This is a genomic window from Roseovarius sp. THAF9, assembly GCF_009363715.1.
GTDB lineage: Bacteria > Pseudomonadota > Alphaproteobacteria > Rhodobacterales > Rhodobacteraceae > Roseovarius.
The window spans coordinates 1,796,290-1,810,044 of record NZ_CP045404.1; the positions used below are offsets into that span (position 1 = coordinate 1,796,290).

The 13,755-nt window shown below is 63.7% G+C and carries 12 protein-coding genes; 8 read left to right on the forward strand and 4 right to left on the reverse strand.

All coding sequences use genetic code 11. From position 1 onward, the window contains the following. Positions 1–53 precede the first annotated feature (53 nt). Complete coding sequence (locus FIU86_RS08880; RefSeq protein ID WP_152474754.1) at positions 54–1,598, forward strand: trimethylamine methyltransferase family protein; 1,545 nt, start codon at positions 54–56, stop codon at positions 1,596–1,598. Between the two features lie 4 nt (positions 1,599–1,602). Here FIU86_RS08880 and FIU86_RS08885 read toward each other — a convergent pair whose 3' ends face one another. Then, complete coding sequence (locus tag FIU86_RS08885; protein ID WP_152474755.1) at positions 1,603–1,938, reverse strand: DUF6477 family protein; 336 nt, start codon at positions 1,936–1,938, stop codon at positions 1,603–1,605. A gap of 249 nt (positions 1,939–2,187) precedes the next feature. On the opposite strand from FIU86_RS08885, the gene FIU86_RS08890 reads away from it, so the two are divergent. Continuing rightward, positions 2,188–3,309: a DUF6456 domain-containing protein gene (locus FIU86_RS08890; protein ID WP_254703981.1), complete on the forward strand. Its 1,122-nt coding sequence runs from the start codon at positions 2,188–2,190 to the stop codon at positions 3,307–3,309. Positions 3,310–3,321: 12 nt separating this feature from the next. On the opposite strand, the gene FIU86_RS08895 is transcribed toward FIU86_RS08890, so the two are convergent. Next, positions 3,322–4,047, reverse strand: coding sequence for a VIT1/CCC1 transporter family protein (locus FIU86_RS08895; protein ID WP_152474756.1), 726 nt, complete (start codon positions 4,045–4,047; stop codon positions 3,322–3,324). A gap of 258 nt (positions 4,048–4,305) precedes the next feature. On the opposite strand from FIU86_RS08895, the gene lipA reads away from it, so the two are divergent. After that, the gene (lipA, locus tag FIU86_RS08900; RefSeq protein ID WP_152474757.1) at positions 4,306–5,253 is read left to right on the forward strand and encodes a lipoyl synthase; all 948 of its coding nucleotides are present in this window, start codon (positions 4,306–4,308) and stop codon (positions 5,251–5,253) included. 191 nt (positions 5,254–5,444) lie between these two features. Here the strand turns inward: lipA and FIU86_RS08905 are convergent, their stop codons facing one another. Further along, on the reverse strand, positions 5,445–6,014 hold the full coding sequence (locus tag FIU86_RS08905; protein WP_152474758.1) for a DUF882 domain-containing protein: 570 nt from the start codon (positions 6,012–6,014) through the stop codon (positions 5,445–5,447). Between the two features lie 335 nt (positions 6,015–6,349). On the opposite strand from FIU86_RS08905, the gene FIU86_RS08910 reads away from it, so the two are divergent. Genes FIU86_RS08910 through FIU86_RS08925 form a run of 4 tightly spaced genes read left to right on the forward strand, consistent with a single transcriptional unit; the run spans position 6,350 to position 10,598 of the window. Beyond that, positions 6,350–7,981 carry a murein L,D-transpeptidase gene (locus FIU86_RS08910; protein ID WP_152474759.1) on the forward strand — a complete coding sequence of 544 codons (1,632 nt, stop codon included), beginning with the start codon at positions 6,350–6,352 and terminating at the stop codon, positions 7,979–7,981. A 27-nt stretch (positions 7,982–8,008) separates the two neighbouring features. Beyond that, complete coding sequence (gene lpxD, locus FIU86_RS08915; RefSeq protein ID WP_152474760.1) at positions 8,009–9,100, forward strand: UDP-3-O-(3-hydroxymyristoyl)glucosamine N-acyltransferase; 1,092 nt, start codon at positions 8,009–8,011, stop codon at positions 9,098–9,100. Positions 9,101–9,129: 29 nt separating this feature from the next. Continuing rightward, a complete protein-coding gene (locus FIU86_RS08920; protein ID WP_057789250.1) occupies positions 9,130–9,390 on the forward strand; it encodes an acyl carrier protein in 261 nt (86 codons plus the stop codon). Further along, a complete protein-coding gene (locus FIU86_RS08925) occupies positions 9,387–10,598 on the forward strand; it encodes a beta-ketoacyl synthase (RefSeq protein ID WP_152474761.1) in 1,212 nt (403 codons plus the stop codon). Before FIU86_RS08920 ends, FIU86_RS08925 begins: the two co-directional genes overlap by 4 nt. A gap of 372 nt (positions 10,599–10,970) precedes the next feature. Here the strand turns inward: FIU86_RS08925 and FIU86_RS08930 are convergent, their stop codons facing one another. Then, entirely contained in the window at positions 10,971–11,663 is a 693-nt protein-coding gene (locus FIU86_RS08930; RefSeq protein ID WP_254703982.1) for an invasion associated locus B family protein, read from the reverse strand. A 530-nt stretch (positions 11,664–12,193) separates the two neighbouring features. Here FIU86_RS08930 and FIU86_RS08935 point away from each other — a divergent pair. After that, a complete protein-coding gene (locus FIU86_RS08935) occupies positions 12,194–13,735 on the forward strand; it encodes a helicase HerA-like domain-containing protein (protein ID WP_152474763.1) in 1,542 nt (513 codons plus the stop codon). Positions 13,736–13,755 lie beyond the last annotated feature (20 nt).

Here is a 13,755-nt window from a genome sequence, read left to right on the forward strand (position 1 = left end):
AGGCGACAGTCGCACTCTCATCAGGGTGCAAGTCCACGTTGGGGAACCAGAATATGGCCGAAGCAACAGCCCGCAGACGGGCCCGGGGCGGAGGCGGCGCAGCCCGCCGCGCAGAACGCACCGCCGTCAGCGTCGAAACCGCCAAGTATATCGAGCGTAACATCCCGAATTTCGAGATCCTCAACGAAGAGGCGCTCGAGATGATCGAGCATAACGCCGAAACCGTTTTGGAAGAGATCGGCGTCAACTTCGTCGAGAACCCCAAGGCGCTCCAGATGTGGAAAGACGCCGGCGCCGACGTGCAGGGCGAGCGGGTGCACATCCCCCGCGGCCTCGCGCGCGAGCTGATCAAGACCGCGCCGTCGCAATATACCCAGCACGCTCGCAACCCCGAGCGCAGCGTCGTCGTGGGCGGCAATAACCTGGTCTACGCACCGGTCTACGGCCCGCCTTTCGTGCGCGACAGCGCCGGCGGCCGGCGTTACGCGACGATGGCCGACTTCGAGAAATTCGTAAAACTCGGCTACATGTCCAAGTGGCTGCACCACTCGGGCGGCACCGTGTGCGAACCCACCGACATCCCTGTCAACAAGCGTCACCTCGACATGCTGCGCGCGCACATGGTGCTGTCGGACAAGCCCTTCATGGGCTCCGTGACCGAGCCCAGCCGCGCGCAGGACAGCGTCGACATGTGCGGCATCCTCTTCGGCGAGGACTTCGTGCAGCAGAACACGGTGATGACCTCGCTGATCAACATCAACTCGCCACTGACCTTCGACGAGGTGATGATGGGCGCGATGGAAGTCTACGCGAAAAACAACCAGGCCTGCATCGTCTCGCCTTTCATCGTCGGCGGCGCCATGGCGCCGGTGACCGTCGCGGGCACCCTGACACAGGTCATGGCCGAGGCGCTGGCAGGCGTGGCCTTCAACCAGCTCTGCAACCCCGGCGCGCCTGTCATCATGGGTGCCTTCGTGACCTCGATCGACATGAACTCCGGCGCGCCCACTTTCGGCACGCCAGAGGCCGCGCACATCACCTATGGCGCTGGGCAACTGGCGCGCCGCCTTGGCCTTCCGTACCGTTCGGCCGGGTCGTTCAACGGCTCCAAGCTGCCCGATGCGCAGGCCGCTTACGAGACCGCCAACAGCCTCAACATGGGGCTTCTTGCGGGCGTCAACTTCATGCTGCACTCCTGCGGCTGGCTCGAAGGTGGGCTGGTGTCCTCGTTCGAGAAATTCGTCATGGATGCCGACCAGCTGGGCGTCTACCACCACCTCGCCAAGGGCATCTACACCGACGAGAACGGCCAGGCGATGGATGCCATCCGCGAGGTCGGCCCCGGCGGGCACTACCTTGGCTGCGCCCACACCCAGGCCAATTTCAAGACCGCCTTCTGGCGCTCTGAGATGCTCGACTACAAGCCGTTCGAGCAATGGGCCGACGAGGGCGAGCAGGACACGATGGCGCTGGCCGCCGCCCGTGTCGAAAAGCAACTGGCCAATTACCAGCAGCCCGCGCTCGACCCAGGCGTGCTCGAAGCGCTCGACGCCTATGTTGCCGAGAAGAAGGCCTCGATGCCCGACGCCTTCGGCTGATCTGTCACATCACCGGCGCGGGCTCACATGCTTGCGCCGGTGCCTCCGGTCTGGGCGCCATCGCGGCTCGGATCAGCCGCGCCTCTCCCATGATCGCAATCATCACGTCAACGTGCCGCGCCACCGCGCAATCCGCGCGGCGTCCGCACCGGGCCGCGTCAAGCTCCGCCTCGACCGCGATCAATTCCGCCAGCGCCGCGCCGCTGTCGGGCAAGGCGCTCGTGTCCAGGTGCCGCGGCAAATGCAACTCGCGGCGGTACTGCGCGGCGCCCAGCCGGGCCGCACGGATCAGAAGCCGCGGGCGTTTGAGCGTGTCGAGAACACAAAGCAGATCGGTCATGTCAGGTCTCCTTCCTTCGGGAGCCTGATCAGTGCCATACCCGCCCGGGGTGTTGCGTGAGGTACCGTTCCACCGAACGGAACTGTTTCCAATTGTTCACACAATCGAAACCATTGTTTCCAGACTGGCTGTAAATTAACGAACTGGTAACCAAGTCGCCTCTAGGTTGCATTCCGCTTGTGGATAAATCTGTGGGCAAATTGGGGCAACTGATCCTCTTGCAAGAGATCAGGCCAAGGAGGGAAACGGATGAGCAAAGCTGGCTTGGCGGGGACACCCGCCACGAAAGATCTGTCCTGGGTGCCGATGGCAGCCATCACCTATCTGGCCCATACCGAGGGTGGCACGTCGATCAGGGCGCTGGCCCGACGACTTGGCTGTCACGCCTCCACCGTTTCGCGACAGGTCCGTGCGCTCGAAGCCTTGCGCGACGATCACCTCGTCGACGAAGCCCTGCGCCGCCTTGGCCCGCGGGTGATGTCCCATCAGGACGCCGGTTCGTGCATCAAGGAGAAACGCATGACCGCGCTGCCCGAAGACCAGAATGTCCCACAGACACTGACCGAAACCCGCCTCAACCGCGAAGCCCTGCGCGTGCTGCGCCGCTTGTGTGAAAAAGGGGCCGTGCTGGCCGTGGCAACCGAGATGGACAAGGCCGTCGTGGTGCGCGAAACCGAGGCCGGGCAGAACCGCACTGCGGTCGTCGATCGCGATATCGCCGAGGCGATGGCGCTGAAATGCTGGATCAGCTGCGACGCGCCGGGCCGGGTGTCGCGCTATGCGATCACGTCGGCGGGACGCACTGCACTCGGACAGTTGATGGCCCAGGCTGAAAACAGCGTGCAAGGATTTGCCGAGTCGCAGGCCGCATTCCTTGGCCGGGATGCCGTCCTCGACACTGACGACGACGAAGAGGCACAGGCCCGACGCCGCATCCGTTATGGCATCGCCGAGTCGCCTCTGATACTGCTCTCGCGCCGCCGCGACCGCGACGGCAGCCGGTTTCTTGCGGCCGATCTCGTCCGCGCCGGCGAACGCCTACGCGAAGATTTCGAGATGGCGCGTCTGGGCGACACACCGCGCGACGACTGGACCGGCATACTGACCGGCGCGACCCAGCCCAAGCCGGTCGAGCGGCAGAACGTCACAGCCCGGGCCGCTCAGGCTCGCGTGCTCGGCGCCTTGCACGATCTCGGACCCGGGCTCGCGGACGTGGCGCTGCGTTGCTGCTGCTTCCTCGAAGGGTTGGAAACCACCGAGAAAAAGCTCGGCTGGTCCGCGCGCTCGGGCAAGATCGTGCTGCGCATCGCGCTGCAACGGCTCAAACGCCATTACGCCGAATTGGGCGACAGCGCCGGGCTCATGGGGTAGGGGCCGCGCCCCTCAGCCGCCCACCAGCCAGCCTACGCCAAACGCCGCCACGGCGCAGATCGTGCCCACCAGCAGGGTCTCGCCCACGCAGCGGCCCATCCGCTCGCCTGTCGCGTTCCAGCGCAAAAGGCCGAGCGCGATAAGCGCCGCCGCCGTCGCCGCGACCGACAGGACGAACGTTGTCTGCGTGGCCTCGAGGATGAAGTAGGGAAAAAGCGGGATCGCCCCGAAAACGATGAAGGACAGGAAGGTGAACAGCCCGCTTAGAACGGGGCTGTCCTCGTCGGGGTCCTGCATGCCAAACTCGTAGGTCATCATCAGGTCGGCCATGATCTCGGGATGGCGCGACATAATCGTCGCGGCCGTGTCGGCCTCGCCCGCGGGCAGGCCACGCTGGCGCAGGATCTCGAACAGCTCCATCCGCTCGTGTTCGGGGTCCGCCGCAATCTCGCGCAGTTCGCTCACGCGGCGCGCGCGGTAAAGATCGTGCTGCGACCGCAGCGACAGGAATTCGCCCAGCCCCATGCTGATCGCGTCAGCGAAAAGGTTGGCCAGCCCGAAAACCAGGACGGCGACACCGCCGATCTGCGCCACCCCCTCGGCCTGCGCACCCGCAAAGCCCGCCACGATAGCGAAGGTTGTCACGATCCCGTCATTGCCGCCATAGACGATCTGTTTCAGGTATTCCTGCGTCTGGCTCAGTCGATGCGCCTCGCGCCGGTGCCGCTGCCAATCCATCCTGCCCCCCGGAATCCATGCGTGCGGGCACCATAGCCTTGCCGGGACGCGCCGCAACACAGGATCGCACATGGCATCGTGATCAAAAAGCGCCCGCACTGAAAAGCACGGGCGCACACTCGTTACCCTTCCAACAACGGCGGGAGACTCGTAACGGGCGCATCCGCCACATGCATGACGGGTTTGCATCACTGGAACTTCCCACCGCAGTGACTTATAAATAGGATGTCTTACCAAAGGATTTGCGGGGAAAAATTCGTGCGCGATCTCAAGATCCCGGACCAGCGCCACCCTGAAAAGGCGCACCGGCCCAACAATGCCCAACCGAAAAAGCCGGACTGGATCCGCGTCAAGGCGCCCGTCGGCAAGGGCTATCTGGAAACCCACCGGATCATGCGCGAGCACAAGCTGGTCACGGTCTGCGAGGAAGCGGGCTGTCCCAATGCCGGCGAATGCTGGAACCAGGGCCACGCCACCATGATGATCATGGGTGAGGTCTGCACCCGCGCCTGCTCGTTCTGCAACATCGCCACCGGCAAGCCGCCCGAGGAGCTCGACCCGTTCGAGCCGGGCCGCGTGGCCGACGCCGTGCAGAAGCTGGGGCTGAATCACGTGGTCATCACTTCGGTGGACCGCGACGATGTCACCGATGGCGGGGCGGAGCATTTCGCCCAGACCATTCGCGCCATCCGCCACCGTTCCCCCGCCACCACGGTCGAGATCCTGACGCCGGATTTCCTGCATTGCGACCCTGCGGTGCTTGAAGTCGTGGTGGCGGCGCAACCGGACGTCTTCAACCACAACCTCGAAACCGTTCCGGGCCTTTACCCCGAGGTGCGCCCCGGTGCGCGCTATTTCCACAGCTTGCGCCTGCTGCAAAGGGTCAAGGAAATGGATCCGGGCATTTTCACCAAGTCTGGCATCATGGTGGGCCTGGGTGAAGACCGGCAAGCCGTGCACCAGGTTATGGACGACATGCGCGCCGCCGATATCGATTTTCTGACCATCGGCCAGTACCTTCAACCCACGCCCAAACACCACGCCGTGGACCGCTTCGTACATCCCGACGAATTCGCGGCTTACGAAAAGGCCGCCTATGGCAAGGGTTTCCTGATGGTCTCGGCCACGCCGCTGACGCGCTCGTCCTATCATGCGGGTGACGATTTCGCCCGGCTTCGCGATGCGCGGATGGCCAAGCTGGGGTAGGGTCTCGGCCCTTCGAGAACAGTCGGAGATCCCGGATCAAGCCCGGGGTGACGTCTGTGTCAGGTTTGTGCCGGACAACGGCTGCGCCTGACCGTCCCGGACTTGATCCGGAATCTCACCTGCGCAAACAAAAACACCGACCTCGCGGGGCCGGTGCTCAACAGAATAGTCGCGTTTCGCCGCGCGGGGTCTTAGCGACCCCAGCTGCGGACCGGGCCGCAATCCATGTGCACGAAGTTGGAGCCGGAATAACGGCCCACGCCACCACCGCGACAAGCCGAGGCCGCGCGGTACATCTGGTTCACCGAGCGCGAGTGCATCCGCAGGTCTGCGGCTTGGCCGCGCAGGTGGCGCGAATTCTTCGCCACGCCGCTGGAGCGCGAACGCAGCATCGCGTTGGTCTTGGGGCTGCGGTAACCGGAAAGCAACAGGTAGGGCTCGTTCACATCCATCAGGTTGTGGGCCGCTGCCATGATGTCCATCGTGCGCATGTCGATGTTGTGGACGTCGTTGGTGCGCCAGTCGCGCATGAAAAGGTTGATCTCGCGGACCGCGTCTTTGATGTATTCGCCTTCGATCCAGTAGATCGTGTCGATCTTTTCACCGGTGCGGGGCGAGGCCATGGTCAGGCGGCGAATGTCGCCTGCGCCTCGAAGGAACCCTGCTGCGTTGGAAAACGTTGGTGCCGCGACCACTGTCGTAGCTGCAAATGCACCCAGTAACGCACGCCGCGTTACGCTCGTCGAGCTTTGATCGGTCATATAATTAGCGCCTGTCCCGTCGCTTGCCTGTTTGCCGCGTTAAGTAGCGGCTCTGTTCATCTCATCCCCAGATGCGTGATTGTTATTGCATATCAGGATTCGGTTACCAAGGGCTGAAAGCCGAAGGTTCCATAACACAAGAGATTTCGGCAAGAATTTGCGCAAATTCCGTGCAGCCGTGCTTCCTGACCACTAATCGCTTTGCGACCTGGCGGCCACATGTGCCGTTTTTGCCTTTAAAACCAATTGTGATTGGACAGCCCATTCGCGATAGGAACTAATGATTGCGTGTGCTTGTTGCGCACACAGGGGAAATCGTTGATTTGGAGAACGGCATGAGCAGCGCGTTGCGCATCTTTGGGCATACAAGCATTTTCACTACCATCGTCAGTGGCCTGATGGCCGTTGTGTTCTGGATGTCCGCGTCACACCCCGCCGCCGCGCAGGTCACTGCTTTCAAGCAGGCCGTCGCCGAGGCCGCCTCGGACGACCGCGATCTCGCCGCCTTCTATCGCGGCACCGACTTTACCGGTATCTGGACCGATCAGGACGCGCACATGGCCCGCCGGCAGGCGCTGTTTCTCGCGCTGCAAACCGTGTCCGCACACGGCCTGCCCAAATCGCGCTACGACATCGACGCGCTTGAACAGACGCTGCGCGCCGCGCGCACGCCGCGAGACGTAGGCTTTGCCGAGGTCGCGCTCAGCAAGGCGTTCCTGAACCTGGCCGATGACATGCGCACTGGCGTGCTAGACCCGCGCCGCGTGGTGCCCGCGATCAAGCGCGAGCTGCGCGATTATGACCGCACCCGCACGCTCACCGCCTTTGCCGCCAGTAACGAGCCGCGCCAGTTCATCCGCCAGCTGGCGCCCTCGACCAACGAGTACAAACGCCTGATGAAGGAAAAGATGCGGCTCGAAACTCTCGTCGCCCAGGGCGGCTGGGGGCCGACAGTGCCGGGCCGCAAGCTCGAACCGGGCGCGTCCGGTGCGGCCGTGACGGCGCTGCGCAACCGGCTGATGGCCAAGGGCTACCTCGGGCGCACCGCCACGCAAAGCTATGACGCCAGGATTCAGAAGGCCGTGCGGGAGTTTCAGCGCGACCACGGTCTGGAGCCCGACGGCGTCGCCGGCGAAAGCACCCTGCGCGAGGTCAATGCCACCGCCGAGGACCGCCTGCAGTCGGTGATCGTCGCGATGGAGCGCGAGCGCTGGCTGAACCTGCCCGAAGGACGGGGCAAGCGCCATGTTCTGGTGAACCTCACCGATTTCTCTGCCCGCATCATGGATGAAGATATCGAGACCTTCCGCACCCGGGCCGTGATCGGCGCCAAGGCCGCCGATCGGCAAAGCCCCGAGTTCTCGGACGAAATGGAACACATGATCATCAATCCGACGTGGCACGTGCCACGCTCAATCGCCGTCAAGGAATACCTGCCGAAGATGAAGCGCAACCGCAACGCCGCCGGCCACCTGCGCCTCGTCGACAGTCGCGGCCGCACGGTCAGCCGCTCCCGCATCAATTTCGGCGCCTACAACGCCCGCAATTTTCCGTTTGCCATCAAACAGCCGCCCTCCAGCCGCAATGCGCTTGGCCTGGTGAAGTTCATGTTCCCCAACAAGTACAACATCTACCTGCACGATACCCCGCAGAAGCATTTGTTCGACCATGAAACCCGCGCCTACAGCCACGGCTGCATCCGCTTGCACCAACCGTTCGATTTCGCCTACGCCCTGCTGGCCGCGCAAGAGGCCGACCCCAAGGGCAAGTTCCACGGAATCCTGAACACGGGGCGTGAAACCAAGGTCGATTTGGAAAATCACGTTCCGGTGCACATAATCTATCGTACCGCCGTGACCTCTCCCAAGGGGCATGTGAACTATCGCCCCGACGTTTATGGCCGCGATGCGCGGATTTGGTCGGCGCTGGAGCGGGCAGGGGTTTCGCTGCCCGGCGTTCGGGGATAAACCGGCCCCGAACGAAGGGGTTGTCACATGTCATATACCATAGACCAGATCGCGCGCGCGCTCGGGGCGAATGCCATGGGCGCGACCGACATTGCCATTGATGGCGTGTCCGAACCCGCCGACGCCGGGCGGACCCACCTCGCGCTGGCCATGAAACCGGAATATGCCGAAACCCTCGCGCAGGGCCGTGCGCGCGCCGCGCTGGTCTGGGACGGGGCCGACTGGCAGGCGCTGGGGCTGGAGGCGGCGATCGTCGCACCGCGCCCGCGCTACGTCATGTCCGGGCTGAGCACGCTGTTCGACCCCGGGCAGGGCTGGGACGACGGCATTCACCCCTCGGCCGTCATTCATGAAAGCGCCACGCTGGGGGACAACGTCACGGTCGGCCCGCTGGCAGTGATCTGTGCCGGTGCCCGGATCGGCGCGAACAGCGTGATCGGCCCCCAAAGCTTTGTCGGCACGGACGCGGTTCTGGGCGAACAGGCCTTCCTGCGCGAAGGCGCACGCATCGGCGCGCGGGTGGTGATCGGCGACCGTTTCATCGCGCAGCCCAACGCGGTGGTGGGCTCGGACGGGTTTTCCTATGTCACCCCGGACGTCTCGGGCGTCGAACGCGCCCGCCAGACCCTGGGCGATCAGGGCGAGATCGCGGCACAATCCTATGTCCGCATCAACAGCCTCGGCGCGGTCCGCATCGGCGACGATGTCGAGGTCGGCGCACATGCATCGCTCGACCGGGGCACTATCCGGGACACCGTGATCGGCGACCGCACGAAAATCGACAATCTCGTGCAAGTGGGCCACAACTGCGTTATCGGCACCGACTGCCTGCTTTGCGGCTTGGTCGGGCTGGCCGGGTCGGTCAAGGTCGGCAACAATGTCGTGCTGGCCGGACAGGTGGGTGTGGCCGACAATATCTTCATCGGCGACAACGTCATCGCCGGCGGCGGCACCAAGCTTTTGTCGAACGTGCCAGCGGGTCGTGTCATGCTGGGCTACCCGGCGATGAAAATGGACACCCAGATGGAGGTCTATAAATACCTGCGCCGGATCAAGCGGCTCTTTGCCGACGTGGCTGACCTCAAGAAAGCTGTTTCAAAACCGGATCAGAGTGACTAAAGCGGTTCGCGGAAAGAACGGGGTGCTGCATGGATACCAAGGACAAGGTCATCGAAATAATCGCCGAACAGGCCGTGCTTGAACCATCCGACGTCACGATGGACAGCACGCTGGAGGAACTGGGCATCGACAGCCTCGGCCTCGTGGAAAGCATTTTCGCCATCGAGGAAGCCTTCGACATCTCGGTGCCTTTCAACGCCAATGCCCCCGAGGAAAGCGATTTCGACATCTCGTCCGTCGCTTCCATCGTGGCGGGAATCGAGAAGCTGGTGGCGGAACAGAAAGCGTGAAGCGGGTCGTCATAACAGGCGCGGGCACGATCAACGCGCTCGGGGCCAACGTGCCCGAAACGCTACAGGCGATGCGCGAGGGCTGCTCCGGCATTTCCGAACTGGATATCCGCGACGTCGATCGGCTGGCCATCAAGATCGGCGGCCAGGTCAAGGGCTACGAGCCCGAGGAACGTTTCAATCGTCAGCAACTAGCACTTTACGACAGGTTCACGCAGTTCACCCTAGTGGCCGCCCGCGAGGCCATCGCGCAGGCCGGCCTGAAATTCGAGGGCGAACTGGCCGCCCGCGCCGGCGTGGTGCTGGGCAATTCGGGCGGCGGGATGACCACGCTCGATGAGAATTACCGCTCGGTTTATGAGGAGGGCAAGAACCGCGTCCATCCCTTCGTGGTGCCCAAGCTGATGAACAACGCCGCGGCCAGCCACGTGTCGATGGAATTCAATCTCAAGGGCCCGTCCTTTACCGTTTCTACCGCCTGCGCGTCCTCGAACCACGCCATGGCGCAGGCGTTCCAGATGGTGCACGGGGGTCTCACGCCGGTGATGATCGCGGGTGGCTCGGAATCCATGCTCTGCTTCGGCGGCGTGAAGGCGTGGGAAGGCCTGCGCGTCATGTCCAAGGACGGCTGCCGCCCGTTCTCGGCCAACCGCAACGGCATGGTCCAGGGCGAGGGCGCAGGTATATTTGTATTCGAGGAACTGGAACACGCCAAGGCCCGTGGCGCCGAAATCCATGCCGAGGTCGCGGGCTTCGCCATGTCCTCGGATGCCGCCGACATTGTCATGCCGTCCAAGAATGGCGCCTCGCGCGCCATTTCCGGCGCCATGCTGGACGCCAAGATCAATCCCACCGACGTGGGCTACATCAACGCCCACGGCACCGGCACCGCCGCCAATGACAAGACCGAAAGCGCCGCGGTCGCGGATGTTTTCGGCGCCCATGCCGACCGGCTGATGATCTCGTCTACCAAGTCGATGCACGGCCACCTGATCGGCGGCACCGGCGCGGTCGAGCTCTTGGCCTGTATCATGGCCCTGCGCGACGGCGTCATCGCGCCCACCATCAACTATGACGAGCCAGACCCCGAATGTGCGCTCGACGTGGTCCCGAACGAGGCGCGCGAGGCAAAGGTCGACGTGGCGCTGTCGAACGCTTTCGCCTTTGGCGGTCTCAACGCGGTGCTGGCGCTCAAGCGCTTCGCCTGACGGTCACGGTTGGCGTGCAGGGTCAGTTTGCGGACTTTGCTGCCGTTCAGAACGGAGGCAAGCGTCAGCCCCTGGGATGGCGACCCAACGGCAATTCGGAAGGCCTTTATGCCTGCCAGATACATTCTAGGAATGATCGGTGCGCCCAGCCTCAGCCAAATCACCAGCCCAAGGGAGGGGCTGACGATGGCCGGGCCGCTTCGCGGCTGTTAACCGGCTAAGTGCTATGCACCGATGTCCCGCAGGGGCACTAAGCGGATACTTCGCCCCGCGCTTGCCCAACGTCATCGTCTAGCTGTCACAAGCAGAAATAAAAAAGCGCCGCCCCTAGTCAGGAGCGGCGCATCGCAATCTCGTTTGTGACCCGGGCGCTTACTGCTCCAGCACCGACACCTCGTTATAGGCCGCGGTAAAGCCCGCCAGCGAGGCCTCGATTTCGACCACTTGGTCGGGGGCCTGTGCCGGCACCAGCGTCAGCCGCGCAGCGGCACCTGCCTGAAACGCGTTGATGTCGGCCTGGGTGAACCCGATACGGGCAAAACAGCCGCCCATCGAGCAGAACGAGTAGTTGTAGCTCTTGGCCTTGCCGCCATCGACCGAGATCTTCAGGCCCTGCGGCAACAGCGTGCCCAGCGGCACCGCGATCGTGGCACCCGCCACGGCCTGGCCTTCGCTGGGCAGCTTGAACAGGCTGAACTCGGCAACGGGGTTCCCGCCTTCCTCGCGCAGCAGCTGATACATCTGGCAGGGGTCCTCGCCCGCCTCGCTGCGGAAACACTGAAGCTGCCAGTCGTCGAAGGTCTCCTTGATATAGGAAGGATCTTCCTGCTCCTCGCGGCCCAGGTCCAGGCCGCTGGCCGCATCGGTCTGTCCGGCGGTATCCGCCGCATCGTCCGTTTCCGCCTGCGCTTCGGTTTCCGCTTCAGTCTCCGATCCGGTGGCGTCCGTCTCGGTCGCTTCGGCACCGTCCGCGGTGCCTTCGGTCTCTTCCGTTTCCTGTGCGCTCAACGCCGAGCCGAGGCCCAGCAGAACGAGAAAGGGAAGGGTGTGCAAAAGTCTGGTCATGTGGATCCCGTTATCTTGTCTGAAATCAAGCTGCGTGCGCTCTAACATGGGTGTTTGCAGGTGTCAGGATAAAACCGTAACGCCCGTGCCAGTGCAAGGCGGTTTTTCGCTGCCTTTGCACCGGGGCCGGGCGCGGCTATCCATTTGAAATAACAGCGGAACCTACCCCACGAAAAAGGAAAAGAGACCCAAAAGGTCTCTTTCCCAATTCTCCCTGCCGGACTGGCCGACTTATCTATTGCGCCGACGCTAGGACAGTTCCGACGAGCCGTCAACAGGCAATCATCAAAAAAACTTATCGAGCCATTTCAAGAACATGCCCGCTAAGGTTGTGCCTGCGCCAACAGCCGAAACCGTGCCGTACCAAGCGCAGAAAAAAAGGGCCGCACCCGAGGGCGCGGCCAGTCTGACAGGGAGGAAGTCACCCCGGACCAAGAGGACATGAGGCCCGGGGTGAGATAAACACTGGCAGACAATCCTTAATTTTGTATGTTCACATCGTGAAAAAACTTGGACGAGGGGGCAGGGGCTTGGAAAACAGGGTGTTCGTGGGAGGCGGCGGCGTCGATTACGCCGAGAAACAGGGGCTCAGCCTCAAATACGCGAACCGCCACGGGCTTATCGCCGGGGCCACGGGCACCGGTAAGACCGTCACGCTCCAAATCCTGGCCGAAGGCTTCTCCGCCGCCGGTGTCCCGGTCTTCCTGTCGGACGTCAAGGGCGACCTTTCCGGCCTCGCCGCCGCAGGATCGGCGGATTTCAAGCTGCACGAGGCCTTCATGAGCCGCGCCGAAACCATCGGCTTTGACGGTTACACCTATGACAGTTTCCCGGTCACCTTCTGGGATCTTTTCGGCGAACAGGGTCACCCCGTCCGCGCCACCGTGGCCGAGATGGGCCCGCTTCTGCTCAGCCGCCTGATGCAACTGACCGAGGCACAGGAAGGGGTGATGAACATCGCCTTCCGCGTCGCCGACGAACAGGGCCTGCCACTTCTGGATCTCAAGGACCTTCAGGCCCTTCTGGTCTGGGTCGGCGAGAACAGCAGCGAGCTTTCCCTGCGCTACGGCAACGTCTCGCGCCAATCCGTCGGCGCGATCCAGCGCTCGCTGCTTGTGCTGGAAAACCAGGGCGGCGCCCGGTTCTTTGCCGAGCCCGCGCTGGAGCTTTCCGACCTGATGACCACCTCCCCGGACGGGCGCGGCCAGGTCAACATCCTCGCCGCCGACAAGCTGATGGGCGCCCCGCGCCTCTACGCCACTTTCCTTCTGTGGCTTCTCAGCGAGTTGTTCGAGACGCTCCCCGAGGTCGGTGACCCCGACAAGCCCAAGCTGGTCTTCTTCTTCGACGAGGCGCACCTTCTGTTCGAGGACGCGCCCAAGGCGCTCATCGACAAGGTCGAGCAGGTCGCCCGCCTGATCCGCTCCAAGGGGGTGGGCGTCTATTTCATCACTCAGAACCCCGATGACGTGCCCGAGGATATCCTGGGCCAGCTCGGCAACCGGGTGCAGCACGCCCTGCGCGCCTTCACCGCCCGCGACCGCAAGGCGCTGGAACGCGCCGCCGAGACCTATCGCCCCAATGACCGCTTCGACACCGCCGACGCCATCCGCGACGTGGGCACCGGCGAGGCGGTGACCTCGATGCTGCAGGACAAGGGCGTGCCCGGCATCGTCGAACGCACGCTCATCCGCCCGCCATCCTCGCGCCTGGGACCGATTGATGCCGCTGCCCGCGCGGGTGTCATCGCCGCCTCGCCCGTGGCGGGCAAGTACGAAACTCTCCTGGACCGCGACTCCGCCTACGAGATCCTTGCAAAACGCGCCAAGACGGCCGCGCAAGAGGCCGAAGAGGCCGAGACCGCCGCCGAGGAGAAGTCCGCCGCCGAACGCGAGTTCAATGCTGGCCGCCGCTATTCCGGCTCCCGCGTCGATCGCTCGTCGTCACGCAGTCGCAGGAAAAGCGACAGTATCGGCGGTGCCGTGATGAACGCGGTCGTCAAGGAACTGGGCGGCACCACCGGCCGCCGGATCGTGCGCGGCATTCTCGGCGGGCTCTTCAAGGGTCGCTGACGACAGCTGGGCGAAAGTCC

What these genes read in the sequence shown, in the direction of transcription:
- FIU86_RS08880 (WP_152474754.1), top strand. Translation starts at nt 54, where the DNA reads ATGGCCGAAGCAACAGCCCGCAGACGGGCCCGGGGCGGAGGCGGCGCA.
- FIU86_RS08885 (WP_152474755.1), bottom strand. Translation starts at nt 1,938, where the DNA reads ATGACCGATCTGCTTTGTGTTCTCGACACGCTCAAACGCCCGCGGCTT.
- FIU86_RS08890 (WP_254703981.1), top strand. Translation starts at nt 2,188, where the DNA reads ATGAGCAAAGCTGGCTTGGCGGGGACACCCGCCACGAAAGATCTGTCC.
- FIU86_RS08895 (WP_152474756.1), bottom strand. Translation starts at nt 4,047, where the DNA reads ATGGATTGGCAGCGGCACCGGCGCGAGGCGCATCGACTGAGCCAGACG.
- FIU86_RS08905 (WP_152474758.1), bottom strand. Translation starts at nt 6,014, where the DNA reads ATGACCGATCAAAGCTCGACGAGCGTAACGCGGCGTGCGTTACTGGGT.
- FIU86_RS08910 (WP_152474759.1), top strand. Translation starts at nt 6,350, where the DNA reads ATGAGCAGCGCGTTGCGCATCTTTGGGCATACAAGCATTTTCACTACC.
- lpxD (WP_152474760.1), top strand. Translation starts at nt 8,009, where the DNA reads ATGTCATATACCATAGACCAGATCGCGCGCGCGCTCGGGGCGAATGCC.
- FIU86_RS08920 (WP_057789250.1), top strand. Translation starts at nt 9,130, where the DNA reads ATGGATACCAAGGACAAGGTCATCGAAATAATCGCCGAACAGGCCGTG.
- FIU86_RS08930 (WP_254703982.1), bottom strand. Translation starts at nt 11,663, where the DNA reads ATGACCAGACTTTTGCACACCCTTCCCTTTCTCGTTCTGCTGGGCCTC.